This window comes from Stutzerimonas azotifigens DSM 17556, assembly GCF_000425625.1.
GTDB classification, from domain to species: domain Bacteria; phylum Pseudomonadota; class Gammaproteobacteria; order Pseudomonadales; family Pseudomonadaceae; genus Stutzerimonas; species Stutzerimonas azotifigens.
Window position 1 is genome coordinate 185,689 of the sequence record NZ_KE384409.1, and the last position, 25,528, is coordinate 211,216.

Sequence of the window (25,528 nt, forward strand, 5' to 3'; positions counted from 1 at the left end):
TGCCCCTGCGCAGCCAAGTGCTGCAATGGCATTTCAACGGCCGGCAGTACGGACCACCGGAAAAAGTGGCCGGCATTATCCTGCAAACCCGACTCTTTGTCTTGGGGACCCATGCCAATGGAATTCGTCGTCAAAAGCGTCAAAGCCTCCACCCTGAAAACCGCCACCCTGGTCCTCACGGTCGCCGAAGACGGCGTACTGGGCGCGGCCGCCCAGGCGGTCGATGCCGCGACCGGGGGCGCGATCTCGACGCTGCTCAAGCGTGGCGACCTCCAGGGCAAGCCGGGCCAGAGCCTGCTGCTGCACAGCCTGCCGAACCTCAAGGCCGAGCGGGTGCTGCTGGTCGGGATCGGCAAGGCGGGCGAGCTGGATGCGCGTCAGTGGCGCAAGGCCGCCGGCGCCGTGGCCGGCACGCTGAAGAGCCTCGGCGGCGCCGATGCGGCGGTGGCGCTGCAGGACGTGACCGTCAGGGAACGCGACGCCTACGCCGGTGCGCGTCTGCTGGTCGAGGCGCTGGCCGACGGGCAGTACGTCTTCGACCGCTTCAAGAGCAAGAAGGCCGAGCCCAGGGCGCTGAAGAAGATCACCCTGCTGGGCGACAAGGCGCAGGTCGCTGCCCTCGAGCGCGCCGCCACCCACGGCACGGCGATCGCCGCGGGCATGGCGCTCACCCGCGACCTGGGCAACCTGCCGCCGAACGTCTGCCATCCGATCTACGTCGCCGACCAGGCCAAGCAGCTGGCGAAGCAGTTCAAGGGCCTGAAGGTCGAGGTGCTCGACGAGAACAGGCTGCGCGAACTCGGCGCCGGCGCCTTCCTCGCCGTCGCCCAGGGCAGCGAGCAGCCGCCGCGCCTGGTGGTGCTGCAGTACAACGGCGGCAAGAAGGGCGACAAGCCCTACGCGCTGGTGGGCAAGGGCATCACCTTCGATACCGGCGGCATCAGCATCAAGCCCGCGGCCAACATGGACGAGATGAAATACGACATGTGCGGCGCCGCCAGCGTGCTCGGCACCTTCCGCGCCGTGCTGGAAATGCAGTTGCCGATCAACCTGGTGGGCCTGCTGGCCTGCGCCGAGAACATGCCGAGCGGCCGCGCGACCCGCCCGGGCGACATCGTCACCACCATGAGCGGGCAGACGGTGGAAATCCTCAACACCGACGCCGAAGGCCGGCTGGTGCTGTGCGACACCCTCACCTACGCCGAGCGCTTCAAGCCGCAGGCGGTGATCGACGTCGCCACCCTCACCGGCGCCTGCATCGTCGCCCTGGGCAGCGCCACCAGCGGCCTGATGAGCAATGACGCCGGCCTCGCCCGCGCCCTGCTCGACGCCGGCACGCGCGCCGACGACCGCGCCTGGGAGCTGCCGCTGTTCGACGAGTACCAGGAACAGCTCGACAGCCCCTTCGCCGATTTCGCCAACATCGGCGGACCCAAGGCCGGCACCATCACCGCCGCCTGCTTCCTCTCGCGTTTCGTCAAGGCCTACCCCTGGGCGCACCTGGACATCGCCGGCACCGCCTGGATCAGCGGCGGCAAGGAAAAGGGCGCCACCGGCCGGCCGGTGCCGCTGCTGACCCAGTACCTGCTGGACCGCCTCGAGTGAGCCACCCCGCCGCACTGCCGGGGCCGGCCGCATGACCCGCGTCGAGTTCTACGTACTGCCCTCGGCGCATCCCGAAGGCCGCCTGCGCGCGGCCTGCCAGCTGGCCGCCAAGGGCTGGCGGCACGGGTTGCCGGTGTTCCTGCGCTGCGCGGACGACAGCCAGTGCGGCGAACTCGACGAACTGCTCTGGCGCTTCAAGCCCGAGAGTTTCATCCCCCACGGCCTCTACGCGAGCGACCCGCAGGGCCCGGTGGTGATCGGCCGCGACGAGCCGCCGGCCTGGGAACCGGGGCTGCTGGTCAACCTCGACACCCGGCTGTCGCCGCACCTCGACCGCTTCGGTCGCGTCATCGAAATCGTCAACCAGGCGCCCGACCTGCTGACCGCCTGCCGGGAGAACTTTCGCCTCTACCGGCAGCGCGGCTATGATCCCAAGCGTGTAGAACTCTGATCGCCTTGCCGCCGATGGCCACCAACCCTCCCCGTCAGCCCGGCCAGTGGCTGGACGACCTCGAATCCATCCGCGCCCTGCTCGGCGACGACGCGCAGGCCGGCCTGCCGTTCGACGAATCGATCGATCCGCAGAGCATTCCGTTGCTCTCGGAGATCGTCGAGCCTGGCGCCGACAGCCCTGCGCCCGCCGCGCGGAAACCGGCCCCCGAGCCCGCCCCGATGGCCCCGCGCTCCACGCCGTCACGCGCCGACCGCCAGTTGGACAGCGAAATCCGCGCCGCGGCGAACCTGATCCTGCAGGACGTGATCGACGATTTCGTGCCGCAGATCGAGGCCGAACTCAAACGCCGCCTCGAACGCCTGCTCAAGCGCAAGCACCCCGACCTGTTCTGACATTCACCCGGGGCCGCGCCGGACCTGCGTCGGAGACCGTCCTTCGCCCGCTCCGCCTTCCCCGGTATACTCCCCGCCTTTCCGTCACAAGCCGTTCTAAGGGTCCCGCCGCATGGACAAGACCTACCAGCCGCATGCCATCGAGACTTCCTGGTACCAGACCTGGGAGTCCAACAACTATTTCGCGCCGCAGGGGTCGGGCGAGCCCTACACCATCATGATCCCCCCGCCGAACGTCACCGGCAGCCTGCACATGGGCCACGGCTTCAACAACGCGATCATGGATGCGCTGATCCGCTTCCGCCGCATGCAGGGTCGCAACACCCTGTGGCAGCCGGGCACCGACCACGCCGGCATCGCCACCCAGATGGTGGTCGAGCGCCAGCTCGCGGCGCAGGGCATCAGCCGTCACGACCTGGGCCGGGAGAAGTTCCTCGAGAAGGTCTGGGAGTGGAAGCACGAGTCCGGCGGCAACATCACCCGGCAGATCCGCCGCCTGGGCAGCTCGGTGGACTGGTCGCGCGAGCGCTTCACCATGGACGAAGGGTTGTCCAATGCCGTCAAGGAAGCCTTCGTGCGCCTGCATGAAGACGGCCTGATCTACCGCGGCAAGCGCCTGGTCAACTGGGACACCAAGCTGCACACCGCCATCTCCGACCTGGAAGTGGAGAACCACGACGAGAAGGGTCACCTCTGGCACCTGCGCTACCCGCTGGCCGACGACGCCCGCACCGCCGACGGCCTGACCTACCTGGTGGTCGCCACCACCCGCCCGGAAACCATGCTCGGCGACGCGGCGGTCGCGGTGCATCCGGAGGACGAGCGCTACCAGGCGCTGATCGGCCGGCACGTCATGCTGCCGTTGGTGAACCGCCTGATCCCGATCGTCGCCGACGAGTACGTCGACCGCGAGTTCGGCACCGGCTGCGTGAAGATCACCCCGGCCCACGACTTCAACGACTACGAGGTCGGCAAGCGCCACGACCTGCCGCTGATCAACATCTTCGACCAGAATGCCGCGGTGCTTCCCCGCGCCCAGGTGTTCAACCTCGACGGCACGCTGAACGACAGGGTCGCCCCGTCGCTGCCCGACGGCTACGCGCGCATGGACCGCTTCGAGGCGCGCAAGGCCATCGTCGCCGAGTTCGAGGCCATGGGCCTGCTCGAGAAGATCGACGACCATGCGCTCAAGGTGCCGCGCGGCGACCGTTCCGGCACCGTGATCGAGCCCTGGCTGACCGATCAGTGGTACGTCTCCACCAAGCCGCTGGCCGAGAAGGCCATCGCCGTGGTCGAGAGCGGCGAGATCCAGTTCGTGCCCAAGCAGTACGAGAACATGTACTTCTCCTGGATGCGCGACATCCAGGACTGGTGCATCAGCCGCCAGCTGTGGTGGGGCCACCGCATCCCGGCCTGGTACGACGAGGCCGGCCACGTCTACGTCGGCCGCGACGAGGACGAGGTGCGCAGCAAGTACAACCTGGGCAACGAGATCGACCTGCGGCAGGACGAGGACGTGCTCGACACCTGGTTCAGCTCGGGGTTGTGGACCTTCTCCACCCTCGGCTGGCCGGAGCAGACCGAGTTCCTCAAGACCTTCCACCCCACCGACGTGCTGGTCACCGGCTTCGACATCATCTTCTTCTGGGTCGCCCGGATGATCATGCTGTCGACTCACCTGACCGGGCAGATCCCGTTCAGGACCGTCTACGTCCACGGCCTGGTGCGCGACGGCCAGGGCCAGAAGATGTCCAAGTCCAAGGGCAACGTGCTCGACCCGCTGGACATCGTCGACGGCATCACCCTCGACGCGCTGCTGGAAAAACGTACCAGCGGCATGATGCAGCCCAAGTTGGCCGAGAAAATCGCCAAGCAGACGCGCGCCGAATTCCCCGAGGGCATCGCCAGCTACGGCACCGACGCGCTGCGCTTCACCTTCTGCTCGCTGGCCTCCACCGGCCGCGACGTCAAGTTCGACATGGGCCGCGTCGAGGGTTTCCGCAACTTCTGCAACAAGATCTGGAACGCCGCCAATTTCGTCTTCGAGAACACCGAAGGCAAGGACACCGGCGTCAACGATGAATCCGTTGAGCTGTCCTCGGTGGATCGCTGGATCATCTCCGCGCTGCAGCGCACCGAGATGGAAGTGACCCGCCAGCTCGACGCCTTCCGCTTCGACCTGGCCGCCCAGGCGCTCTATGAGTTCATCTGGGACGAGTACTGCGCCTGGTATCTGGAACTGGTCAAGCCGGTGCTCTGGGACGAAACCGCCAGCGCCGAGCGCCAGCGCGGCACCCGCCGCACCCTGGTCCGCGTGCTGGAGACCGCGCTGCGCCTGGCGCATCCGTTCATGCCGTTCATCACCGAGGAAATCTGGCAGCGCGTCGCGCCGCTGGCCGGCAAGCAGGGGCCGACCCTGATGCTGCAGCCCTGGCCGGTGGCCGACGAGTCGCGCCTCGACCCGGCCGCCGAGGACGACATCGAGTGGGTCAAGGCGCTGATGCTCGGCATCCGCCAGATTCGCGGCGAGATGAACATCTCCATGGCGCGGCGTATCGACGTGGTGCTACGCCATGCCTCGGACACCGATCGCCGTCGCCTGGCCGAGAACCAGCCGCTGCTGATGAAGCTGGCCAAGCTCGAGAGTGTGCGCCTGCTGGGCGAGGACGAGGAAGCGCCGCTGGCCGCGGTGGCCCTGGTGCACGAGATGGAAGTGCTGGTGCCGATGGCCGGGCTGATCGACAAGGATGCCGAACTGGCGCGCCTGGACAAGGAAATCGCTCGCCTCGAGGGCGAGGTCAAGCGGGTCGGCGGCAAGCTGGCCAACGCCAGCTTCGTCGACAAGGCGCCGGCCGAGGTCATCGCCAAGGAGCGCTCCAAGCTCGCCGAAGCCGAGCTGGGCCGCGACAAACTGCAGGAACAGCGCGCGCGCATCGCCGCGCTGTAATCGAAACGGCCAGTTGCCTCCGTGCGCTGGCCGTTTTTCGTTGGCCTCCGGCGAGCCCGAGATCCGATCGATCGGACGGAACCCAGCCAACGACAAACAGGATCGAGCGACAGGCCAGCCGAGAATATGGCCACGGGGGGCAGCGCCCACGCACGCGGTAGCCCCTGCCACGAGCGATTGCTCATGGCTCCATCATGTCGTCTCGTCGCAAGGAGATTCATCGATGTACGAGTTCATGGCCGTCGTGTTCGTGCTCGGCTACCTGTGCATAGCGCTCGAGCACCCGCTGCGGATCGACAAGGCCGCCGCCGCGCTGCTTACCGCCGTGCTCTGCTGGACGCTGCTGGTGCTCGGCGCCGACCAGCTGCTGCCCGCCGCCGCCGCGGGGCACGGCGGCGATGCCACCTCCACGGTGGTGGAATCCCTGCGCCACCACCTCGGCGAAGTCTCAGAGATCCTCTTCTTCCTGCTCGGCGCCATGACCATCGTCGAGCTGGTCGACTCCCACGAAGGCTTCAAGGTGGTGACCGACCGCATCCGGACCCGCAAGCGGGTCCACCTGCTCTGGCTGGTCGGTTTTCTCACCTTCTTCCTCTCCGCGGTGCTCGACAACCTGACCACCACCATCGTCATGGTCTCGCTGCTGCGCAAGCTGATCCGCGGCCGTACGGAGCGCTGGCTGTACGTCGGCATCGTGGTGATCGCCGCCAATGCCGGCGGCGCCTGGTCGCCGATCGGCGACGTGACCACCACCATGCTCTGGATCGGCGGGCAGATCACCACCACCGGGGTGATCACCAGCCTGTTCCTGCCGAGCCTGGTGTGCCTGCTGGTGCCGCTGCTGATTCTCAGCGTCGGCCTGCGCGGCGATGCGCCGCGCCCGCGGATCAGCGAGACGGCCGAAAGCCGCCGCGATCCGACCACGCCGTTCGAGCGCAACCTGGTGCTGACCCTCGGCCTCGGCGCCCTGCTCTTCGTGCCGGTGTTCAAGACCGTCACCCACCTGCCGCCCTACATGGGCATCCTGTTCGGGCTCGGCGTGCTCTGGGTGACCACCGAAGTGATCCACCGCGGCAAGAACGCCGAGGACAAGCACCCGCTCTCGGTGGTCGGCGTACTGCGCAAGGTCGACACCACCAGCGTGCTGTTCTTCCTCGGCATCCTGCTGGCGGTCTCGAGCCTGGCCACCGCCGGCCACCTTACCCAGGTCGCCACGCTGCTGCGCGAGTCGCTGGGCAATATCTACGCGATCAACTACGCGATCGGCCTGCTCTCGGCAGTGGTCGACAACGTGCCGCTGGTCGCCGGCGCCATGAAGATGTACCCGCTGGTGGAGGACCCTGCCCTGCTCGCCGGCGCGGCCCAGGATGGCGGCTGGCTCGCCCAGTTCGTGGTCGACGGTCGCTTCTGGGAGCTGCTCGCCTTCTGCGCCGGCACCGGCGGCAGCAGCCTGATCATCGGCTCGGCCGCCGGCGTCGCGGCCATGGGCATGGAACGCATCAGCTTCTTCTGGTACCTGCGGCGGGTCAGCCTGCTGGCCTTTCTCGGCTACACCGGCGGTGCCGCCACCTACCTCGCCCTGATGCAGATCTGACGCCATGACCGACGCCCACGCACCGAGCAAGACCCGCACCAGCTTCTATCGCCGGCTCTACGTGGCCTGGCTCATCGACAGCGGCACCGCCACCAGCGTGCCGGCGATCATCGCCGCCACCGGCATGCCCCGACGCACCGCGCAGGACACGCTGGCCGCCCTCGAGGAGCTGGACATCGACTGCGTCTTCGAACAGGACGAGCAGGCCCGGCACAACGCCGGGCACTACCGCATCCGCGACTGGGGCGCGATCGATCGGGGCTGGGTCGAGCGACACCTGGAGGCTATCCGCGACGTGCTCGGCTATCCACCGGTCTGAACGACCATCGGCCTCCGTGCAAGCCTCCTGGGCCCCGGCCTGCGCCGGGGCGACGGGGTGTACCAACACCTGCCGGCCCCACCGCGCCCGTCGTACCGGAGAAGGCCGGTACCCAGTGGGGCAGCGCCTGGAGCTGATTTCGGCGCCAGACCGTCAGGCCGATTCGGCAGTCGACGTCTTGCCCTGCAAGCCCCTCCTGTCGATGCCAACGGCAACATCGCGAAACGCTTGCCCGACAGCCAGCGCTTGAAGGCGGCCCTCGCCGGAGGCATCTATGACGCTCTGTCACCCGACCGTCATCTGCCATGCCTGCCACCCTGTTCGCCCGCCGTTCCGTTCGCCTGTTGCTGTGGCTCGGCCTTTTCCTCCTGGTCGTCCTGCCGGTCGGCTGCTCGGTGCTCGCGCAGAAGGAGCGCGAGCTGGTGTTCCGGATCGAACAGGGCGATGCGAGCTGGTACGGCGGCCTGCCCGCCGGGGTGCAGGAGCTCGACCTGGAAACCACGGAACTCGCCAGCGACCAGAGCCTGCACGCCTGGTGGTGGCCGGCAGAGGCTGCCGACGCGCCGGCCGTGCTCTACCTGCACGGCGTACGCTGGAACCTGACCGGCCACCTGTTCCGCATCCGCGAGCTGCGCGCGCTCGGCTTCTCGGTGCTGGCGGTGGACTACCGCGGCTTCGGCAAGAGCCGCGGCCCCCTGCCCTCCGAACGCTCGGTCTACCAGGACGCGCGGATCGCCTGGCAGCACCTGGCCCGGCTGCAGCCCGACGCGGGCAAGCGGCTGATCTACGGGCACTCGCTGGGCGGTGCGGTCGCCGTCGACCTGGCCCTGCAGCTGAACAAGGGCGATCTCGAGCCGACCGGCGCGCGCGGGCTGATCCTCGAATCGACCTTCACCAACCTGGGCGACATCGCCGCCGTGCTGGCCGACACGCGCTGGCCGGTGCGCTGGCTGCTGTCGCAGGAGTTCGACTCGCTGGACAAGATTGGCCAGGTGGAGCTGCCGGTGCTGATCGTGCACGGCACGCAGGACCGCTACGTGCCGCCACGCTTCGGTCAGGCGCTGTACGACGCCGCCAGCGGCCCCAAGGAACTGCTGCTGGTGGAAGGCGCCACCCACAACAACAGCATGCGCATGGCGCGCGAGGAGTATGCCCGGGCGATCGCACGGCTGTTCGGCCCGGCCGCGGACGAGCGCTCGGCCGGGCGGGCCGAAGACCGCCCGCCCGACGCGAGCTGACGCGCGGCGGCACGCCAGTGTGGGACAATGCGCGCCGCCCGTTCATCCACAGCATTCCGCCATGCCCTCGTCTCCCCCGAAAGGCCAGCCCGCCTCGCCCCCGCCGCTGCACCCGCGCAACCGCCACCAGGGGCGCTACGACTTCCCCGCGCTGATCGCCCGCTGCCCCGAGCTGGCGCGCTACGTCATCCGCAACCCGTACGGGAAGACCAGCATCGACTTCGCCGACCCGGAAGCGGTGAAGGTGTTCAACCGCGCCCTGCTGCGCCTGTTCTACGGCGTCGAGCATTGGGACATTCCGCCGGGCTACCTGTGCCCGCCGATTCCGGGGCGCGCCGACTACCTGCACGGGCTGGCCGACCTGCTCGCCGAGGACCGGGCCGGAGACGTTCCCCGCGGCAGCAGCGTGCGCGTACTCGACATCGGCACCGGTGCCAACTGCATCTATCCGCTGATCGGCCAGCGCGAATACGGCTGGCACTTCACTGGCGCCGACGTCGACCCGGTGGCGCTCGATTCGGCGCGGGCGATCGTGCGCGCCAACGGGCTGCAGCGGGCCATCGAACTGCGCCGGCAAAGCGATCCGCGGCGTATCTTCGCCGGCGTCGTCGCCGACGGCGAGCGCTTCGACCTGACCCTGTGCAATCCGCCCTTTCACGCCTCTGCGCAGGAAGCCACCCGCGGCAGCCAGCGCAAGTGGCGCAACCTCGGCAAGCTGGACCCGGCGCGCAGGCTGCCGGTCCTCAACTTCGGCGGCCAAGGTGCCGAACTCTGGTGCGAAGGCGGCGAAGCGGCCTTCATCGCCCGCATGGCTAATGAAAGCAGGGACTACGCCGGGCAGATCGGCTGGTTCAGCACGCTGGTCTCCAAGGGCGCCAACGTGGGCCCGCTGCGCGCACGCCTGGAACGGCTCGGCGCTCAGCGTATCCGCACCGTGGACATGGCCCAGGGGCAGAAGCGCAGCCGTTTCGTCGCCTGGAGCTACCGTGCCGAGAGTGCCGCTCAGCCCAGCGACTTGCGGTAATAGCGCGGCGCGTCGCTGTAGCCGAGCCGTTCGTAGAAGCGGTGCGCGGCGGTCCGGCGCTGGTCGCAGTGCAGCTCCATCCGGTCGCAGCCGCGCCGCCGCGCCTCCTGCTCGGCCGCCGCGAGCAGCGCTTCGCCGACGCCTCGCCCGCGGGCACCCTCGCCCACGCACAGGTAGCTGACCCGGCAGAAATCGCCCGCCAGCGCCAGCTGCGGCATGAAGTGCAGGGAGATGAAACCGAGTATCCGGCTGCCTTCGGCCGCCACCCGGAGCCAGGCGTCCGGGTGCTCCAGTTGCTCGGCCAGGCGCCGGGCGATGAAGGCATCGGTATCGGGGTAGCCGAGCTGCGCGAGCAGGCCGACGAGCGCGTCGGCGTCCTCCGACCGCGCCGGCCGTAGCTGAAGGGAGTCAGGGGTCACTGCAGGGCCGTCCGTCGCGTCGCCAAGGGTGGAATGCGCAGACTAGCCACGCCGTCCGGGCCCGGTAAAGGGCTCAGGCGACCGCCTGGCCGTTGCACAGCTCCCAGACGCGCTTGTCCTTGAGGGCCAGCGTGCGAATGTAGCGCGGCTCGCCGCTGATCTCTTCGAGCTCGGTCATCCCGGCGAGCTCGCTGACGACCCGGTATCGCTTGCCGGCCTTCTTGTCCTGTAGCGGATAGAGCTGGGCGATCTGCTGTGCGAGTTCGGTCAGGGTGGACATGTCGGTGACTCCAGGGACTGCGTTGCGGCAGTTCTTTTACAGGGGATAGATGACGGTTGCGCGACAGCGCGAGCGTTTCGTCGCCGCTGCGGAGGTGACCCACCTCGTCGTCCCCCACCGCGGCCGCTGCCTCGTCCTTGCCTGTCGTGCCGTTCCGTTAGGTTTGAGCGCGAGACGCGCGGATGATTCCCGCCGGGGCGGTGACTGGTTGGTTCTGGGGGCATGTGGCGGCTTGGGCGGCCCTACCCTTGCGGCAAGCCCGCTGCGCTTTCTCGGCCCGGACTACAGGTTGCGCCTTGCACGGCGCCTCACTTTTCTTTGTTTGCGGATCGCCGCCCGGCGCAAAGAAAAGTAAGCAAAAGAAAGCGCCCCCGGCATCCGGGTCAGGTCGCTACGCGCCCTGACTCCCCTCGCTCCGGGGCCGCTCCGGGGGCCGTCACGACGGGACGTCCCTGCCTGGGCGGCCCCCGTCCGTCGCTCCTCGCTCGGCGTCCATGCCACGCGTCCCCCTGCGCAACGCCTGCGCTCAGCGTCCTGACAGGGATTCAGGGTGTCGGCCCTACCCGTGGCTGAAACAGGCACGCTCCGCAGGGCGCGCCGTGCGCACCTTTGCTACCAACGGCTGCACCCCCCCGTCACCTGCTTTAAACTTGCCGCCTCTTTTCGAGGGCGCCGCCCTCAGTCGCCAAGGTCATTCACGCATGCCGATCCGCCACTGCATCGTCCACCTCATCGACAAGAAGCCCGACGGCAGCCCAGCCGTGCTGCACGCACGCGACACCGAACTGGGCGAGTCGCAGGCCATCGAGAACCTGCTCGCCGACCTCAACGAGAGCTACAACGCCAAGCAGGGCAAGGCCTGGGGTTACTTCCACGAGGAGTCCGGCGCCTATCCGTTCAGCGGCTGGCTGACGCAATACCTCGAGGGCGCCCAGGATTTCACTGCCTTCAGCCGTCAGGCCGTCGAGCAGCTGCAGAAGCTGATGGAGGAGTCCAACCTGTCCACCGGCGGGCACGTGCTCTTCGCCCATTACCAGCAGGGCATGACCGATTACCTGGCGATCGCCCTGCTGCACCACAGCGAGGGGGTGGCGGTGACCGATTCGCTGGACGTCGCCCCGGCCAAGCACCTGGACCTCGGCCAGCTGCACCTGGCCGCGCGGATCAACCTGTCCGAATGGCGCAACAACAGGCAGTCGCGCCAGTACATCTCGTTCATCAAGGGCAAGAACGGCAAGAAGGTCTCGGACTACTTCCGCGACTTCATCGGCTGCCAGGAAGGCGTCGATGCGCCCGGCGAGACCCGCACCCTGCTCAAGGCCTTCAGCGACTTCGTGGAAAGCGAAGACCTGAACGAGGAACAGGCCCGCGAGAAGACCAGCGCCCTGGTCGACTACGCCAGCAGCCAGGCCCGCCTCGGCGAGCCGATGACGCTGGAGGAGCTGTCGGGAGTGATCGACGAGGACCGGCCGAAGGCCTTCTACGACCACATCCGCAACAAGGACTACGGCCTGTCGCCGGAGATCCCGCCGGACAAGCGCACGCTGAACCAGTTTCGCCGCTTCACCGGCCGCGCCGAGGGTCTGTCGATCAGCTTCGAGGCCCACCTGCTGGGCTCGCGGATCGAATACGACGAGGCGCGCGACATGCTTATCATCCGCCAGTTGCCGACCCAGCTGAAGGACCAGCTCAAGCGCAACAAGGACTGACCCACACCAGGGCGCCGGCAGCCCGGCGCCCTGGTCGCTCTCAACGCTTGTCGAGGCGGAAGCCGAAACGCGGGAAATGCACGTGCAGCACCCCCGCCCGCGCGTCTTCGCGGCGCAGGACCAGCTCCTCCGCTCCGGCGAACAGCAGTTGGCCTTCCACCGGCTCGACGCCGTAATCGGTTGCCGCGATGGCGACCTGCTCGCCCACGGCGAAGCCGTTGGGGTCTTCGAAGTCCTCTTCCGGCAGGGCCGCGGGTTCGGCGGCGCGGGCGATTTCCACCGCCTCGCCGCTGGACAGCTCGGTGAAGGAGCCGTGGCCGGCCGCCAGCACCTTGTCCAGCCAGGCCCTGATTTCCGGGTAAGCGTCCACCAAGGGCGCGGTAACCGGCGTGGAGCGGAGGAACCACAGGCAGTGCGCGACTGCGATGTCGGCGATGCAGGGCGCCGCGCCAAGCAGGAACTCGCCCTCCTCGCGCGCCAGCTGCTGCTCGAGCCGCGCCATCAGCGTCGGCCACTGATGCTTGGCCACCTCGGTCGGAATCCGCGACACCGTGCCGCCGCTGAACAGCGCCGCACGATCCTTGCTGAAGGTCTGGACCAGCTCCGGCGGCGCCTTGGCGAAGCGCGCGGCCAACGACTCGGGCTGGAACATCAGGCTGACGGCATGCAGGAACAGCGCCGAATCGGCCCATTGTGCGAGCGTCGAGGCGGCGAACTCGAGGCCTTCGGGGAGCAGCGCCGGGGTGACCTTCTCCGCTTCCAGGCGGCGGGCGATCAGCGCGGTGTCACAGTAGACGTCGGCGCCGATCTGCAGCACCGGGGTGCGCCGGTAGCCGCCGGTCAGCGCGGTCAGGTCAGGCTTCGGCATGACCGGCGGAATGATCACCGAGCGCCAGGACAGCTGCTTGAACCCGAGCATCAGCCGGGCCTTTTCGGCGAACGGCGAGGCCGGGTAATGGTGCAGGATCAGTTCGTGCATTCTCGTACTCCGACGGTGTGAGGGAACGCCGAGCTTACCGCCATGCCGGGCGGCGGCCTACCGCTTCAGGTGATTGCCGTGGCATTCAGCCTGTCGCAGGCCAGCGCCTCCTTGGCCTTCTTCGACAGGCGCTTGATCGCCCGCTCGCGACGCAGCGCCTCGCCCTTGCCCGCGCAGGGCTCGACGTAGACCAGCGCCACCGCCGGGCTGGTATGGAAGAAGCGCGCGCCGCGGCCGCTGCGGTGGCTCTCGAAGCGGCGCTGGGCGTCGTCGCTGATGCCACAGTAGAGCGCGCCGTTGGCAGCTCGGACGAGGTACACGTACCAGGGTTTGGCGCTTGAATCGTTCATGGAAGGCCTGTCGAACGGCGTATGGCCGGGCGCGGCAAGGGTAATGCGAGCCGGTGGCGCATGCCAGCGCGCCCGGTGTGCACGCCGGCCCTAGCAGAGCCCCGGGTCGCTGTCCAGATATGGTGGCGGTTCGCCTTTGCGTATACTGCGCCCCATGTCTGCCCTCATTGACTTCCGCAAGCGCTGCACCGCCTGGCTGCTGGCGACCGGAATCCTCCTGCTGCTCGGAAGCTGCGCCGAACCGCCCAGCGAACTCCAGCGAATACGGGAGGAAGGCGTGCTGCGCGTGCTCACCCGCAACAGCCCGTCCACCTACTTCCAGGATCGCAACGGAGCCACCGGCTTCGAGTACGAGCTGGCCAAGCGCTTCGCCGAGCACCTCGGCGTGGAGCTGAAGGTCGAGACCGCCGACAGCCTCGACGACCTCTTCACCCGCCTCAACCGCCCCGGCGGTCCGCACCTCGCCGCCGCCGGCCTGGTGGCCAACGACAGCCGCCGCGCACTGGTGCGCTTCACCCATCCCTATCTGGACGTGACCACCCAGGTCATCTACCGCCACGGCCAGCGCCGCCCGACCCAGCCGGAAGACCTGGTCGGCAAGCGCATCCTGGTGCTCAAGGGCAGCCACCACGCCGAGCAGCTGGCGGCGTTGAAGGCCCGCCTGCCGGGCATCAACTACGAGGAATCCGATGCGGTGGAGGTGGTCGACCTGCTCGGCCTGGTGGACGAGGGCCGGATCGACATCACTCTGGTCGAATCCAACGAGCTGGCGATGAACCAGGTGTATTTCAGCAACGTGCGCACGGCCTTCGACCTCAGCGAGGCCAACAGCCTGGCCTGGGTGCTGCCGCAGGGCGAGGACGACAGCCTGCTGCGCGAGGCCAACGCCTTCCTCGACGAGGCTCGCGAGAACGGCACCCTGCAACGCCTGCGCGAGCGCTACTACGGCCACGTCGACGTGCTCGGCTACGTCGGCGCCTACGCCTTCGCCCGTCACCTTCAGGAGCGCCTGCCGCGCTACGAGCGGATCTTCAAGGAAACCGCCCGCCAGCACGGCCTGGACTGGCGCCTGCTGGCCGCGATCGGCTATCAGGAATCGCACTGGCAGCCGGAGGCCACCTCGAAGACCGGCGTGCGCGGGCTGATGATGCTGACCCTGCGCACCGCCAAGGCGATGGGCGTGTCCAACCGACTCGACCCGGTGCAGAGCATCCAGGGCGGCGGCAAGTACTTCCTCAAGGTGCATGGCGCCCTGCCCGCGGGCATCGAGGAGCCGGACCGCACCTGGTTCGCCCTGGCCGCCTACAACGTCGGCGCCGGGCACCTGGAAGACGCCCGCCGGCTGGCCGAGGCCGAGGGCCTGAACCCCAACAAGTGGCTGGACGTGAAGCAGATGCTGCCGCGCCTGTCGCAGAAGCAGTGGTACAGCAAGACCCGCTACGGCTATGCCCGCGGCGGCGAGCCGGTGCACTTCGTGGCCAACATCCGCCGCTACTACGACATCCTCACCTGGGTGACGCAGCCGCAGATGGAAGGTTCGCGCCTGGTCCACAGCGACCTGCACCTGCCCGGCATCAGCGAGCAGGACGTGGCCGACAACCTGCCGCCGCTCTGACCCCGCTCAGCGCCCGATCGGCGCGAACCTCGCAGCGGTGTGCTGTGCCAGCGTCTCGGCCGCCAGTTCGACTTCCAGGCCACGACGGCCGGCGCTCACATGAATCGTCGGAAAACCGCGGGCGCTCTCGTCGATGAAGGTCCGCAGGCGCTTCTTCTGCCCCAGCGGGCTGATGCCGCCGACCAGGTAGCCGGTCGCCCGCTGCGCCGCCGCCGGATCGGCCATGTCGATCTTCTTCGCCCCTGCCGCTTGGGCCAATGCCTTGAGGTCGAGACTTCCGGCGACCGGCACCACGGCGACCAGCAGCTCGTTCTTCTCGGTACAGGCCAGCAGCGTCTTGAACACCCGCGCCAGGTCGAGGCCGAGCTTCTCCGCCGCTTCCAGCCCGTAGGAGACGGACTTGGGGTCGTGCTCGTAACTGTGAACCTGGTATTCGGCCTTGGCTTTCTTCAGCAGATCGATGGCGGGCGTCATGTGTCGGGTCGGCGATGAACGGGGGCGCGTTACCTTAGCAGCTGCCCGGCAGCGCGCCCACTGGCGGATCCGCTCAGACCAGCGCGGTCAGCGAGCCCGCCATCGCCACCAGCGCCCCGACCGGCAGCAGCCAGCGCTGCCGCCAGGCCAGCAGCAGCCCGACCAGCAGGGCGCCGAGCATGAATTGGCCGAACCAGACCACCAGGCCGATCCCCGTTCCGAGCGCCAGGCTGTCCAGCACGGCGGCCGCCAGCAGCGCGGCAGCAGCGAACAGGCGCAGGCCGGCCTGCCGGCGCGGCGCCGGGCCGTCGCCGAACAGTTGCCGGTGGTGACGGTTCATGGCCAGGCAGAGCGCGGCCATGGCCAGGTAGGCGAGTGCGAAGGCGAGCAGCGTCATCGGGACAGCTCCGGCGTGCGCACGCCGGCCTCCGTCGGCAGCGAGGCATCGCGCGGTTCCGGCTTCCGTCGCCAGGCACGCCAGGCGCACAGCGCGCCCACCGCCAGCAGCACCAGATCCACCCCGGCCAGCGCCAGATCGCCACGCGCCAGGCTGGCCGGCAGATGGCCGTCCGGCATGGTCAGCCCGTTCAGGACCGGCAGCCCCAACGCCAGCAGCGCGCTGAGCGCCAGCAGGGTGCGCGTCAGCCGGGCCGGCGTGCGCCGCCAGCCCAGGGCCAGCAGCGCCACGGCCATCCAGCCGAGCGAGAACGCCCAGCCCTCGGCGGCGCCCCGGGCGGACAGCGTCTCGGGCAGCAGCCGGTTGGCCCAGAGCAGCGCCAGGCAGGCGATCGGCAGACCGAAGAACACCGCGCCGTTCAGCCCACGGACCAGGGCCACCCCTCGGCCGTCGCGCGCCTCGCGCTTGCGCAGCCAGACGCCGGTCCCGGCCACCAGCATGGCGCAGCCGGCCAGTCCGAGCAGACCGTAGAGGATTCGCACCAATTGGCCGCCGAACTGCGCCATGTGCAGCCCGGCCAGCCAGGTATAGGCGCGGTAGCCGGCCGGCGCCTGCTGCTGATGAAGCAGCTCGCCGGTGGTCGCGTCGTAGCTGAGGGCATCCTGCGGCGCGCCGATGCGCGACGGGTCGAAACGGCGGACGCTGACCACCGCGGAGGCATCCGACGGATGCTCGACGACGATCCAGCCGAGCTCGGCGCCGCCCCAGCGCTGGCGCGCATCGGCGAGCAGACCGCTCAGCGGCACCGGCGGCTCGGCCGGGCGATCCAGTTCGTTGCGGTGGTAGCCGCCCTGCACCTCGTGGAAGAACGCCAGCGGATCCCCGCCGTACGCCACCTTCGCACCCGCCGGCATGTAGAAGGAGACGAACACCGCGACGCCGGTATAGGCCAGCACCAGATGGAACGGCAGGCCGATGACGCCGAACAGGTTGTGCGCATCGAGCCAGGCGCGCTGGCCGTTGGCCTGTGGCCGCAGGGTGAAGAAATCCTTGAACAGGCGGCGATGCACAATGGTCCCGCTGACCAGCGCGACCAGCATGAACATGCCGGCCAGGCCGACGATGTACATGCCCGGCGTGCCGGCCTGCAGGTTGTAGTGCAGGGTGAAGAAGAAGTCGCCGCCCACCGTTTCCGGCATCGGTTCGCCGGTCCGCGGGTCGAACGCGGCCTTGCCGCGAACCTCGGAGGCATCCTCTTCCCAGCCGAGCTTCCAGTAGGGCGCTCGCTCGGTCGGGCCGTGCATCCAGTAGGCGTGCAGCGTCTCGTGGACGTTGGCCCTGAGCCAGGCGCTGACGTCGTCGGCGGTCATCGAGCCGGCCACCGGCTCGTGCAGCGCGGGGCGCATCCAGCGTTCGAGTTCCTTGTCGAAGCAGGCCAGCGTGCCGGCAAACAGGATGACGAACAGCAGCCAGCTGGGCAGCAGCCCGCCCCAGGTGTGCAGCCCCGCCATGGATTGACGCAGCGTCATGGCCGGGTCCTCCATTCGCCCGACAGGAAGCCCGCCAGGCCGAGCACCAGGGCCAGGCCGCCCAGCACCAGCCAGGCGCGCCCGGCGCTGCGCGCGGCGAAGGCGTAGACCGCCGCGGCCACCCAGACGGCGAAGCACGACAGGCTGGCGACCACCACCCGGTCGGGGCGTGCCAGTGGCAGGTACACCGAAAAGAACGCCGTGAAGCCGTAGGCCAGGCCGTAACCACCCAGCAGGGCGGCACTGATGCGCCCGGCCAGGCTCCAGCGTTCGAGGGATGCAAAGGGAATCATCGAGGTGTCCTCCCGGGCGCTCGGAAGCGGTGGCTCGGGGTGCCGACGGGCCCGCTGCCGGTGCGGCAGTCCTCCAGGCCGGGCTGGCGCGGAACGAAGGGTCGGCAACGCATCGGGCGCATCCTTATTCATGAGGCATGAAACGCTGATGTTAATGCGAATGCTTTGCGTTTTCCAGACAAGCTCTTCCTCTCTCCTCCCGGCCCCGGCAGGCTCGGAGAGGCAGGCGTGGCGGGCAGTCCCCCTCACCGTCCCCCAGAACATGCGCACGAACCGACCGGCGGTCGCCTACACTCAGGGGCAACGGCTCGCCGCGCCTGGCATCCAGCCTGCGACGCCACCGCTGCCTGTTTCACAAGCTCCTGTCCGGAAATGCTGCATGACCGTCCGAACGCTGTCGCTCACCCTCCTTGCCATGCTCGCCTTCGCCGGCAACTCGCTGCTCTGCCGCCTGGCCCTGCGCGACACCGCGATCGACCCGGCAAGCTTCACCGCCATGCGCCTGGTGGCCGGCGCGATCACCCTCTGGCTGCTGGTCTGGCTACGCCAGCGCGAGGCCTCGCGGGGCGGCGACTGGGCCGGCGCCGGCGCGCTGCTGCTATACGCCGTGGCGTTCTCCTTCGCCTATGTCGACCTCGCGGCGGGCACCGGTGCCCTGCTGCTGTTCGGCGCGGTGCAGCTGTCGATGATCGCCTGGGGGCTGCTGTGCGGCGAGCGCCTGCATCGCTGGCAGACGCTCGGGCTGCTGGTGGCCGTGGCCGGCCTGCTGGTGTTGCTGCTTCCGGGGGCGAGTGCGCCGGGGCTGGAAGCCGCGCTGCTGATGCTGCTGGCCGGCGTCGCCTGGGGCGCCTACTCGCTGCGCGGCAAGGGCGCCGCCGATCCGCTGGCAGCGACCGCCGGCAACTTCATCCGCGCCGCCCCCTTCGCCGTGCTGCTGGCCCTGGCGCTGCTCGGGCAACGCGAGTGGGACGGCCCCGGGCTGGTCTATGCGCTGCTCTCCGGCGCACTGACCTCAGGCATCGGCTACGCCATCTGGTACAGCGCCCTGCCGGGGCTGGCGGCGATGCAGGCGGCCAGCGTGCAGCTCAGCGTGCCGCTGCTGACCGCCCTGGCCGGCGCCCTGCTGCTCGCCGAACCCTTGACCCTGCGGCTGCTGGCCGCCTGCGTGGCGATCCTCGGCGGGATCGCCCTGGTGCTGTTCGCCCGACCGGCGTCACCCCGACCGTTGGGACGTTCGATCGATCCTCCGCGCAGCAGCGTGGTCTCACACGAAGAGCGCCCATGAACGGCAACAGGAGACCAGCGATGAGCGTCAGCATCGACAACGTCAACCGCACCTGCTCGATCACCCAGAACGGCGAGACCTACCACAGCGCGATGATGGATGCGCGCATCACCACCGACCCGCAGGCGCGCATGTCGGTCCTGAACATCGACGGTGCCAGCGCCCACGTGACCGAGGAACAGGTCATCAGCCTGATCAACGGCGGCGCCGAGGATGCGCGCGAGAACCTGATGGCGGACGACGAATAAGGCTCAGCGGCTAGTTCAGCCGCTCCACCTCGATCGCGCCCTGGTCCGGCACCAGTTCCAGCAGGTAGCTCCTGAGCCGTTGCAAGGCGCGGTGGTCGCGCATGTGGCGCGGCCAGATCAGGTGGTAGCTGTCACCGGAGCGCACCGCCTGCCTGAACGGCAGGGTCAGGGTGCCGCGGGCCAGTTCCGGGGCGACCAGCGACAGGTCGGCGATCGACACCCCATGCCCCTGGGCGGCCGCGGAGATGCCCAGCTCCAGGGTGTCGAACAGCTTGCCGCGCTGCCAGGGCACCGAGGCGGCATAGCCGGTGCGCTCGAGCCAGCGCTTCCAGTCGCGCCGGTCGCGCGAGGGGTGGATCAGGTCGGCCGCGCGCAGGCGCTCGAGCGTCCAGGGCGCGTCGCCGCCGAGGGCGGGCGTGCAGACCGGCACCAGCCACTCGTCGAACAGCTTCAGCGATTCCCTTTCGCCCGAGGGGCTGCCGCTGCACAGCAGCACCGCGCAGTCGAACGGCTCCAGGTGGAAATCCACCGCATCGACGTCCATCCAGGCGCTGGTCAGCTGGATACGGTGATCGGGAAAGGCCTGGTGAAAGCCTTCCAGCACGTTCAGCAGCCAGCGCACGGTCAGGGTCGAAGGCGCCTTCAGGCGTAGCGCACCGTTGCCGGCGCCGACGGCGCTGCAGGCGTTCTCGATGATCTTGAAGCCAAGCTTGAGTTCCTCGGCCAGCAGCCGCCCCGGCTCGGTCAGCGACAGCCGCGGGCCCTTGCGTTCGAACACCTTGCAGCCGAGCGACTGCTCCAGCGTCTTCACGTGCCGGCTGACCGCGCTCTGGGTGATGTTGAGGCTGTCGGCCGCCAGGGTGAACGAGCCATAGCGGGCGGCGGCCTCGAACGCCCGCAAGGCATAGAGCGGCGGCATCCTCGCGCTCATGGGCTCCCGCCCTCCCCCTTGTCTCCATGAGTAAAACTCATGCCAGCCCGCCCTTTTTTCCGTTTTTGGGTGGCCGAGGATAAATGAAAAATCCGGAGTGCTTCGCAGTCCGCGAACGAGGGATCCACTACCGCCGCTCCTGGAGAAGGAACAAGAAGCAATGGACCAAGCACGCATGAATGACCTTATCACGGCCAGCATCAACCTGGGCGGGCTGTCCCAGGACGATATCGCCAGGATCATTCAGTTTCGGGTGTTCGGAAATCGCCGGGGATTTCTATTGCTGGAAAACATGCCGATCGGTGCCGTCCCGGACACGCCGCTGAGCCGGGACTCGATCAACAAGAAGGACGTACGCAGCGAGATGCTGCTGTTGCAGGCCACCGCCCTGCTGGGCGACCCCATCGGCTACATCCAGGAGTCCGAGGGCAGCCTGATCAACAACTTCTTCCCGCACCCCTCGCAGGCCCGCAAGATGTCCTCGGACAGCTTCGACACCGAGCTGGACCTGCACACCGAGAACGCCTTCCACGCGGTGCAGCCGGACTACCTGGTGCTGCTCTGCCTGCGCCAGGACCCGGGCGAGGAAGCCGTCACCTACGTGGCCTCGATCGACAACATCCTCGACAAGCTGGAACCGGCCGACATCCACTACTTCGCCCACGAGCAGTACAACTTCCTCTCCGACTACTGCAAGCGCGAGAAGAACTGCCGCATCGACATCAACAAGCGCCAGCCCGTGCTCTACGGGGACATCGCCGCGCCCTACTTCCGCTTCGACCCCTACTTCATGGTCGCCAGCAGCCACCAGGCGCAGACCAAGCTGGCGATGCTGCGCGACCTCGCCTGGCAGGCCGCCGAGCCGCTGCGCCTGAGGGCCGGCAACCTGCTGATCATCGACAACCGCAAGACCGCCCACGCGCGCAGCGCCTTCAGCGCGCGCTTCGACGGCACCGACCGCTGGATCCAGCGCACCTTCGCGGTGTGCAACCGGCGCTTCCTGGTGGAGAAGCTGGGCACCCGCAGCCAGGTCTTCGAGCTGGTGGCCAACCTATGATCACCACCTACATCGCCTTCGCCGCCGCCATCACGCTGCTGATCGCCTCGCCCGGGCCGGTGGTCGCCCTGGTGATGAGCGACTCGCGCCGAAGGTGGCCGGGCCGCACCATCCTCGGCGGCGTGCTCTCGGCGCAGATCCTGCTCGTCACCGCGCTGGTGCTGATCTACCTCGCGCTCGACATCGACCCCGCGGTGCTGCACGCCGGCCAGGTGCTCGGCGGCGTCTACCTCGCCTGGCTCGGCTACAACGCCCTGCTCGACGAGGACGACGGCGAGATGCGCATCGGCGAGCGTCCGAACGCCTATTTCTGGCGCGCGCTGAAGGTCGGGTTGTCCAACCCCAAGGACATCCTGTTCTTCCTCGCCTTCCTGCCGAGCTTCATCCTGCCGGTAGAGCCGTTCTTCCAGCAGGCGCTGACGCTGCTGCTGATCTGGGGCGCGATCGACCTGTCCATCTTGGTCTGCTACAGCCTGCTCTCGCGGCGCGTGATGGCCAGCCGCTTCGGCCGGCTGGCGCTGGGCCACGCGCCGGGCTACATCCTCATCGCGCTGGGCCTGCTGTCCTGCGTCAGCGGATTGCAGCGGTTGTTCAATTGAATGGCCGAGCGTGGCAAGCAGAGCCTGCTCCTGCAGGAACAGCTTGGCGGGCCGCTGCTCGCTCCCTCATCCGGCCCTGCGGGCCACCTTCTCCCGCGGGGAGAAGGGAAAGGCACCGCACTGCCAGCAGGCCGGGCATGGCCCTGTAGGAGCAGGCTCTGCCTGCGACCGGCCCCCACACGGCGCCGCGTCCGACGCCAGACATCCCCCTCACCGGGAGAGGGCCGGGGTGAGGGCTTGGCGGGCCCGCGGTTCGCTCTCTGCCCTGCGGGCCACCTTCTCCCGCGGGGAGAAGGAAAAGCGCTCCGGCGCCGTTCTGCAACCGCGGCGTACATCCTGTTGGAGCAGGCTCTGCCTGTGGCCACACGTCCGGCCTCGCCTGCCTGGAGCAGGCCTCAGACCGTCAGTCGTCCACCAGCGCCAGCAGCGAGGCGTTGCCGCCGACCGCGGTGGTGTTCACCGAGGTGGTGCGCTCGTTGGTGAAACGCAGCAGGTAGCTCGGGCCGCCGGCCTTGGGCCCGGTGCCGGACAGGCCGCAGCCGCCGAAGGGTTGCACACCCACCACGGCGCCGATCTGGTTGCGGTTGACGTACAGGTTGCCAACCCGAGACAGCGCCTCGATGCGTCGTGCCGTCTCCTCGTTGCGGCTGTGCACGCCGAGCGTCAGGCCGAAGCCGGTGGCGTTGATGTCGGCCACCACCCTCTCCAGCTCGGCGGCGTCGTAGCGCACCACGTGCAGCACGGGGCCGAAGTGTTCCTTCTTCAGCTCGGCGATGCTGCCGATCTCGAAGGCGATCGGCGCTACGAAATGGCCGTTCGCCCCTTCCGGCAGGCGCGCCTCGGCGATCATCCGGCCTTCGGCCTTGAGCTGGTCGATGTGCGCCACCAGGCTTTCGCGCGCCCCTTCGTCGATCACCGGGCCGATGTCGTTCTCGCGCAGGTGGGTCGGGCCGACCTTCAGCTCGGCCATCGCGCCCTTGATCAGCTCGATCACCCGGTCGGCGATGTCGCTCTGCAGGTAGAGCACGCGCAACGCCGAGCAGCGCTGGCCGGCGCTGGTGAAGGCCGAGCCGATGGCGTCCTTGACCACCTGCTCGGGCAGCGCGGTGGAGTCGACGATCATCGCGTTCTGCCCGCCGGTCTCGGCGATCAGGGTGGCGATGGCGCCCTCCTTGTCGGCCAGCTGGCGGTTGATCAGCCGCGCGGTCTCGGTGGAGCCGGTGAAGCACACGCCGACCACCCGCGGGTCGCGGCAGAACACGCCGCCCAGGGTCGCGCCCTCGCCCGGCAGGAAGGCGATCGCCTCCTTCGGCAGGCCGGCCTCGAACATCAGCTCCAGCGCACGGGCGGCGATCAGGCTGGTCTGCTCCGCCGGCTTGGCCAGCACGGTGTTGCCGGCCACCAGCGCGGCGCTGATCTGGCCGAGGCAGATGGCCAGCGGGAAGTTCCAAGGGCTGACGCAAACGAACACGCCGCGCCCTTCGTGGAACAGCTCGTTGCGCTCGCCGGTCGGGCCCTTGAGCTCCTCGCGGCCGAGCTTCAGGCGCGCCTGCTGGGCGTAGTAGCGGCAGAAGTCGACCGCTTCGCGCACCTCGTCGATGCCGTCCTGCAGGCTCTTGCCGGCCTCCAGGGTGCACAGCGCCATCAGTTCGGCGCGGTTGGCCTCCAGCAGGTCGCCCAGGCGTTCGAGAATGCCGGCGCGGGTGTCGACCGGGGTGGCGTTCCAGCGCGGCCAGGCGGCGGCGAGGCCGTCGATGGCCTGGCGGGCCTGCTCCGCACTGGCGAACTGCGCACGGCCCACCACCCTGTCCAGCGCATACGGGCAGCGGACCTCCTGCGGCGTGCCATCCAGGCGGGTGCCGCCGATCACCGGCGCGGCCTGCCACTGCTTGTCGAGAAAAGCCCCGAAGGCACCCGCCAGTTCGTCCCACTGATGTCCGATATTCATGTTGATGCCCTTTGAATTCTTGCGCTCGCCGTAGAGGTTGGCCGGCAGCGGGATGCGCTCGTTGCCGAGCGTGCGGAACCGGCGCAGCTGGGTCACCGGGTGGTCGATCAGCGAATCGACCGGCACCCGCGGGTCGACCAGCTGGTGCACGAACGACGAGTTGGCGCCGTTCTCCAGCAGGCGGCGGACCAGGTACGGCAGCAGGTCCTTGTGCGCGCCCACCGGCGCGTAGATGCGCACGTGCTTGCCGAAGCGCTCGATCACCGTGTCGTACAGCGCCTCGCCCATGCCGTGCAGGCGCTGGAACTCGAACTCCCGCTCGCCCGCCATCGCCAGGATGCTGCTGACGGTGTGTGCGTTGTGGGTGGCGAACTGCGGGTAGATGACGCCGCGGGTGTGCTCCGACAGCAGGTAGCGGGCACAGGCGAGGTAGGAGGTGTCGGTGCCTTCCTTGCGGGTGTAGACCGGGTAGCCGTCCAGGCCCTGGACCTGGCACTGCTTGATCTCGCTGTCCCAGTAGGCGCCCTTGACCAGCCGCAGCGGAATGCGCGCGCCCAGCTCGCGGCCGAGCAGCGTCAGCCACACCAGCACCGGCAGGCAGCGCCTGGAATAGGCCTGCACCACCAGGCCGAACTCGCCCCAGCCCTGGAGCGCCGGGTCGCGCATGAGCTTCTCGAACAGCTCCAGCGACAACTCCAGGCGGTCGGCCTCTTCGGCATCGATGGTGATGCCGACGTTCAGCCGGCGGGCCATGACCGCCAGGTCGCGAACGCTGGCGAAGAGCTCGGTCAGCACCCGCTCGCGCTGGGCGACTTCGTAGCGCGGGTGCAGCGCCGACAGCTTGATCGACACCGACGGCCGCGGGCCCGGACCGACCTGCGGCTCGGCGCCGACGGTCTCGACCGCCTGGCGGTAGTCGGCCATGTACTTGGCGGCGTCCTCGGCGGTCAGCGCCGCCTCGCCGAGCATGTCGAAGGAATAGGTGTAGCCCTTCTCGCGCTGCGGGCGGCCATTCTTCAGCGCCTCGGAGATGGTCCGGCCGAGGACGAACTGCTTGCCCATCAGCTTCATCGCCTGGTTCATCGCGGCGCGGATGACCGGCTCTCCGGAACGCTGCAGCAGCCGGCCGATGACGTTCTTCGGGCGACCGTCGGCGGTCTCGGGATCGACCACCTTGCCGGTCATCACCAGGCCCCAGGCGGCGAAGTTGACCAGCACGTTGTCGCTCTGGCCGAGGTGGCGCTCCCATTCGGCGGCGTTGAGCTTGTCGCGGATCAGCGCGTCGGCGGTGGCCGAGTCCGGCACCCGCAGCAGCGCCTCGGCCAGGCACATGAGCATCAGCCCTTCCTGGGTATCGAGGCTGTACTGGCGCAGCAGCGCATCAAGCGTGTCGACCGCGTCGTCGCGCGCGCGCACCGCCTCGATCAGCGAGCGGGCCTGGCTGCGCACGGCGGCGATGCCGGCTTCGCCCGGGTCGGCAAGCTGCAGCAGCTCGCCGAGATAGGCGGCCTCGTCGACACTGTAGTTGGCGCTGATGGTGGGGAAGAAACCTTCGGCCTTCTGCGCGGCGAGCTGAGCGAAGAAGTCGTCCTGCAAGACGTGACTGGCTTTGAACATCACGCCCTCCTCTCGTTGGGTGCTGTGTCGATACAGGTTTAGTCCCGCGCGGCGCCGTGGGTGTTGCACAGGGATACGGGCGCCGGCGCGGAACGCGGTCGGCCGACTGTACGGCCAGCGCGAAGCGGCTTTCTTGCAGGAAGCTACGGACTTCTTTCGAAAACCTACGGGCCGGCGAACCCCCGCCCGCGGCCGGCGGTCACAGCCGGTCGGCCGCCGTCGCGC

General features: G+C 68.8%; 24 protein-coding genes. 14 read left to right on the plus strand and 10 right to left on the minus strand.

The features are described from left to right. Window positions 1-117: 117 nt before the first annotated feature. From H610_RS0112825 to rlmF, 8 genes are all read left to right on the plus strand, one after another. Window positions 118-1,605 carry a leucyl aminopeptidase gene (locus H610_RS0112825; RefSeq protein WP_028240046.1) on the plus strand — a complete coding sequence of 496 codons (1,488 nt, stop codon included), beginning with the start codon at window positions 118-120 and terminating at the stop codon, window positions 1,603-1,605. Between the two features lie 31 nt (window positions 1,606-1,636). After that, the gene (locus H610_RS0112830) at window positions 1,637-2,056 is read left to right on the plus strand and encodes a DNA polymerase III subunit chi (protein WP_028240047.1); all 420 of its coding nucleotides are present in this window, start codon (window positions 1,637-1,639) and stop codon (window positions 2,054-2,056) included. Between the two features lie 14 nt (window positions 2,057-2,070). Continuing rightward, window positions 2,071-2,451: a hypothetical protein gene (locus H610_RS0112835; protein ID WP_028240048.1), complete on the plus strand. Its 381-nt coding sequence runs from the start codon at window positions 2,071-2,073 to the stop codon at window positions 2,449-2,451. Window positions 2,452-2,563: 112 nt separating this feature from the next. Continuing rightward, window positions 2,564-5,398 (plus strand): valine--tRNA ligase, encoded by a 2,835-nt coding sequence (locus H610_RS0112840; RefSeq protein ID WP_028240049.1) that lies wholly within the window; start codon window positions 2,564-2,566, stop codon window positions 5,396-5,398. A gap of 223 nt (window positions 5,399-5,621) precedes the next feature. Then, complete coding sequence (gene nhaD, locus H610_RS0112845) at window positions 5,622-6,992, plus strand: sodium:proton antiporter NhaD (protein ID WP_028240050.1); 1,371 nt, start codon at window positions 5,622-5,624, stop codon at window positions 6,990-6,992. A 4-nt stretch (window positions 6,993-6,996) separates the two neighbouring features. Further along, the gene (locus H610_RS0112850; RefSeq protein WP_028240051.1) at window positions 6,997-7,311 is read left to right on the plus strand and encodes a winged helix-turn-helix domain-containing protein; all 315 of its coding nucleotides are present in this window, start codon (window positions 6,997-6,999) and stop codon (window positions 7,309-7,311) included. A gap of 305 nt (window positions 7,312-7,616) precedes the next feature. Then, complete coding sequence (locus H610_RS23845; protein WP_043238508.1) at window positions 7,617-8,549, plus strand: alpha/beta hydrolase; 933 nt, start codon at window positions 7,617-7,619, stop codon at window positions 8,547-8,549. Between the two features lie 61 nt (window positions 8,550-8,610). Next, on the plus strand, window positions 8,611-9,573 hold the full coding sequence (gene rlmF / locus H610_RS0112860) for a 23S rRNA (adenine(1618)-N(6))-methyltransferase RlmF (protein WP_028240052.1): 963 nt from the start codon (window positions 8,611-8,613) through the stop codon (window positions 9,571-9,573). On the opposite strand, the gene H610_RS0112865 is transcribed toward rlmF, so the two are convergent. Together H610_RS0112865 and H610_RS0112870 are read right to left on the minus strand one after the other, a co-directional pair. After that, the gene (locus H610_RS0112865) at window positions 9,552-9,992 is read right to left on the minus strand and encodes a GNAT family N-acetyltransferase (protein ID WP_028240053.1); all 441 of its coding nucleotides are present in this window, start codon (window positions 9,990-9,992) and stop codon (window positions 9,552-9,554) included. The two genes, rlmF and H610_RS0112865, sit on opposite strands and share 22 nt — an antisense overlap. A 73-nt stretch (window positions 9,993-10,065) precedes the next feature. Continuing rightward, on the minus strand, window positions 10,066-10,272 hold the full coding sequence (locus H610_RS0112870; protein ID WP_028240054.1) for a hypothetical protein: 207 nt from the start codon (window positions 10,270-10,272) through the stop codon (window positions 10,066-10,068). Window positions 10,273-10,973: 701 nt separating this feature from the next. Here H610_RS0112870 and yejK point away from each other — a divergent pair. Beyond that, a complete protein-coding gene (yejK, locus tag H610_RS0112875) occupies window positions 10,974-11,981 on the plus strand; it encodes a nucleoid-associated protein YejK (protein WP_028240055.1) in 1,008 nt (335 codons plus the stop codon). A gap of 40 nt (window positions 11,982-12,021) precedes the next feature. Here the strand turns inward: yejK and H610_RS0112880 are convergent, their stop codons facing one another. Then, a complete protein-coding gene (locus H610_RS0112880) occupies window positions 12,022-12,960 on the minus strand; it encodes a glutathione S-transferase family protein (protein ID WP_028240056.1) in 939 nt (312 codons plus the stop codon). 65 nt (window positions 12,961-13,025) lie between these two features. Beyond that, a complete protein-coding gene (locus tag H610_RS0112885; protein WP_028240057.1) occupies window positions 13,026-13,310 on the minus strand; it encodes a GIY-YIG nuclease family protein in 285 nt (94 codons plus the stop codon). A gap of 154 nt (window positions 13,311-13,464) precedes the next feature. On the opposite strand from H610_RS0112885, the gene mltF reads away from it, so the two are divergent. Beyond that, window positions 13,465-14,925, plus strand: a complete 1,461-nt coding sequence (gene mltF, locus H610_RS0112890) for a membrane-bound lytic murein transglycosylase MltF (RefSeq protein ID WP_028240058.1) — start codon at window positions 13,465-13,467, stop codon at window positions 14,923-14,925. A gap of 6 nt (window positions 14,926-14,931) precedes the next feature. Here mltF and ybaK read toward each other — a convergent pair whose 3' ends face one another. The 4 genes from ybaK to H610_RS0112910 all read right to left on the minus strand — a co-directional run bounded on the left by ybaK (window position 14,932) and on the right by H610_RS0112910 (window position 17,618). Then, on the minus strand, window positions 14,932-15,399 hold the full coding sequence (gene ybaK / locus H610_RS0112895; protein ID WP_028240059.1) for a Cys-tRNA(Pro) deacylase: 468 nt from the start codon (window positions 15,397-15,399) through the stop codon (window positions 14,932-14,934). Window positions 15,400-15,472: 73 nt separating this feature from the next. Then, the gene (locus tag H610_RS0112900) at window positions 15,473-15,796 is read right to left on the minus strand and encodes a DUF3325 domain-containing protein (RefSeq protein ID WP_028240060.1); all 324 of its coding nucleotides are present in this window, start codon (window positions 15,794-15,796) and stop codon (window positions 15,473-15,475) included. Beyond that, window positions 15,793-17,325 carry a PepSY-associated TM helix domain-containing protein gene (locus tag H610_RS23850; protein ID WP_051231726.1) on the minus strand — a complete coding sequence of 511 codons (1,533 nt, stop codon included), beginning with the start codon at window positions 17,323-17,325 and terminating at the stop codon, window positions 15,793-15,795. Before H610_RS23850 ends, H610_RS0112900 begins: the two co-directional genes overlap by 4 nt. Further along, window positions 17,322-17,618, minus strand: coding sequence for a DUF3649 domain-containing protein (locus tag H610_RS0112910; protein ID WP_028240061.1), 297 nt, complete (start codon window positions 17,616-17,618; stop codon window positions 17,322-17,324). The genes H610_RS23850 and H610_RS0112910 overlap by 4 nt, the downstream gene beginning before the upstream one ends. Window positions 17,619-17,997: 379 nt before the next feature. On the opposite strand from H610_RS0112910, the gene H610_RS23855 reads away from it, so the two are divergent. Continuing rightward, window positions 17,998-18,903 carry an EamA family transporter gene (locus H610_RS23855; protein WP_084166449.1) on the plus strand — a complete coding sequence of 302 codons (906 nt, stop codon included), beginning with the start codon at window positions 17,998-18,000 and terminating at the stop codon, window positions 18,901-18,903. 20 nt (window positions 18,904-18,923) lie between these two features. Continuing rightward, window positions 18,924-19,151: a DUF3203 family protein gene (locus H610_RS0112920; protein WP_028240062.1), complete on the plus strand. Its 228-nt coding sequence runs from the start codon at window positions 18,924-18,926 to the stop codon at window positions 19,149-19,151. A gap of 10 nt (window positions 19,152-19,161) precedes the next feature. On the opposite strand, the gene H610_RS0112925 is transcribed toward H610_RS0112920, so the two are convergent. Next, window positions 19,162-20,082 (minus strand): LysR substrate-binding domain-containing protein, encoded by a 921-nt coding sequence (locus tag H610_RS0112925; RefSeq protein WP_028240063.1) that lies wholly within the window; start codon window positions 20,080-20,082, stop codon window positions 19,162-19,164. A gap of 160 nt (window positions 20,083-20,242) precedes the next feature. On the opposite strand from H610_RS0112925, the gene H610_RS0112930 reads away from it, so the two are divergent. Together H610_RS0112930 and H610_RS0112935 are read left to right on the plus strand one after the other, a co-directional pair. Next, window positions 20,243-21,139, plus strand: a complete 897-nt coding sequence (locus H610_RS0112930) for a TauD/TfdA family dioxygenase (protein WP_028240064.1) — start codon at window positions 20,243-20,245, stop codon at window positions 21,137-21,139. Then, the gene (locus H610_RS0112935) at window positions 21,136-21,738 is read left to right on the plus strand and encodes a LysE family translocator (RefSeq protein ID WP_028240065.1); all 603 of its coding nucleotides are present in this window, start codon (window positions 21,136-21,138) and stop codon (window positions 21,736-21,738) included. The genes H610_RS0112930 and H610_RS0112935 overlap by 4 nt, the downstream gene beginning before the upstream one ends. Before the next feature lie 403 nt (window positions 21,739-22,141). Here H610_RS0112935 and putA read toward each other — a convergent pair whose 3' ends face one another. Beyond that, window positions 22,142-25,303: a bifunctional proline dehydrogenase/L-glutamate gamma-semialdehyde dehydrogenase PutA gene (putA, locus tag H610_RS0112940; protein WP_028240066.1), complete on the minus strand. Its 3,162-nt coding sequence runs from the start codon at window positions 25,301-25,303 to the stop codon at window positions 22,142-22,144. Between the last annotated feature and the right edge of the window lie 225 nt (window positions 25,304-25,528).

Excerpts from the sequence above, each read along its gene's own strand:
- H610_RS0112920 (WP_028240062.1), top strand. The coding sequence starts at position 18,924 with ATGAGCGTCAGCATCGACAACGTCAACCGCACCTGCTCGATCACCCAG.
- H610_RS23845 (WP_043238508.1), top strand. The coding sequence starts at position 7,617 with ATGCCTGCCACCCTGTTCGCCCGCCGTTCCGTTCGCCTGTTGCTGTGG.
- nhaD (WP_028240050.1), top strand. The coding sequence starts at position 5,622 with ATGTACGAGTTCATGGCCGTCGTGTTCGTGCTCGGCTACCTGTGCATA.
- putA (WP_028240066.1), bottom strand. The coding sequence starts at position 25,303 with ATGTTCAAAGCCAGTCACGTCTTGCAGGACGACTTCTTCGCTCAGCTC.
- H610_RS23855 (WP_084166449.1), top strand. The coding sequence starts at position 17,998 with ATGACCGTCCGAACGCTGTCGCTCACCCTCCTTGCCATGCTCGCCTTC.
- H610_RS0112910 (WP_028240061.1), bottom strand. The coding sequence starts at position 17,618 with ATGATTCCCTTTGCATCCCTCGAACGCTGGAGCCTGGCCGGGCGCATC.
- H610_RS0112880 (WP_028240056.1), bottom strand. The coding sequence starts at position 12,960 with ATGCACGAACTGATCCTGCACCATTACCCGGCCTCGCCGTTCGCCGAA.
- H610_RS0112935 (WP_028240065.1), top strand. The coding sequence starts at position 21,136 with ATGATCACCACCTACATCGCCTTCGCCGCCGCCATCACGCTGCTGATC.
- H610_RS0112930 (WP_028240064.1), top strand. The coding sequence starts at position 20,243 with ATGGACCAAGCACGCATGAATGACCTTATCACGGCCAGCATCAACCTG.
- yejK (WP_028240055.1), top strand. The coding sequence starts at position 10,974 with ATGCCGATCCGCCACTGCATCGTCCACCTCATCGACAAGAAGCCCGAC.
- ybaK (WP_028240059.1), bottom strand. The coding sequence starts at position 15,399 with ATGACGCCCGCCATCGATCTGCTGAAGAAAGCCAAGGCCGAATACCAG.
- H610_RS0112830 (WP_028240047.1), top strand. The coding sequence starts at position 1,637 with ATGACCCGCGTCGAGTTCTACGTACTGCCCTCGGCGCATCCCGAAGGC.
- H610_RS0112850 (WP_028240051.1), top strand. The coding sequence starts at position 6,997 with ATGACCGACGCCCACGCACCGAGCAAGACCCGCACCAGCTTCTATCGC.
- H610_RS0112835 (WP_028240048.1), top strand. The coding sequence starts at position 2,071 with ATGGCCACCAACCCTCCCCGTCAGCCCGGCCAGTGGCTGGACGACCTC.
- mltF (WP_028240058.1), top strand. The coding sequence starts at position 13,465 with ATGTCTGCCCTCATTGACTTCCGCAAGCGCTGCACCGCCTGGCTGCTG.
- H610_RS0112925 (WP_028240063.1), bottom strand. The coding sequence starts at position 20,082 with ATGAGCGCGAGGATGCCGCCGCTCTATGCCTTGCGGGCGTTCGAGGCC.
- H610_RS0112825 (WP_028240046.1), top strand. The coding sequence starts at position 118 with ATGGAATTCGTCGTCAAAAGCGTCAAAGCCTCCACCCTGAAAACCGCC.
- H610_RS23850 (WP_051231726.1), bottom strand. The coding sequence starts at position 17,325 with ATGACGCTGCGTCAATCCATGGCGGGGCTGCACACCTGGGGCGGGCTG.
- H610_RS0112885 (WP_028240057.1), bottom strand. The coding sequence starts at position 13,310 with ATGAACGATTCAAGCGCCAAACCCTGGTACGTGTACCTCGTCCGAGCT.
- rlmF (WP_028240052.1), top strand. The coding sequence starts at position 8,611 with ATGCCCTCGTCTCCCCCGAAAGGCCAGCCCGCCTCGCCCCCGCCGCTG.
- H610_RS0112900 (WP_028240060.1), bottom strand. The coding sequence starts at position 15,796 with ATGACGCTGCTCGCCTTCGCACTCGCCTACCTGGCCATGGCCGCGCTC.
- H610_RS0112870 (WP_028240054.1), bottom strand. The coding sequence starts at position 10,272 with ATGTCCACCCTGACCGAACTCGCACAGCAGATCGCCCAGCTCTATCCG.
- H610_RS0112840 (WP_028240049.1), top strand. The coding sequence starts at position 2,564 with ATGGACAAGACCTACCAGCCGCATGCCATCGAGACTTCCTGGTACCAG.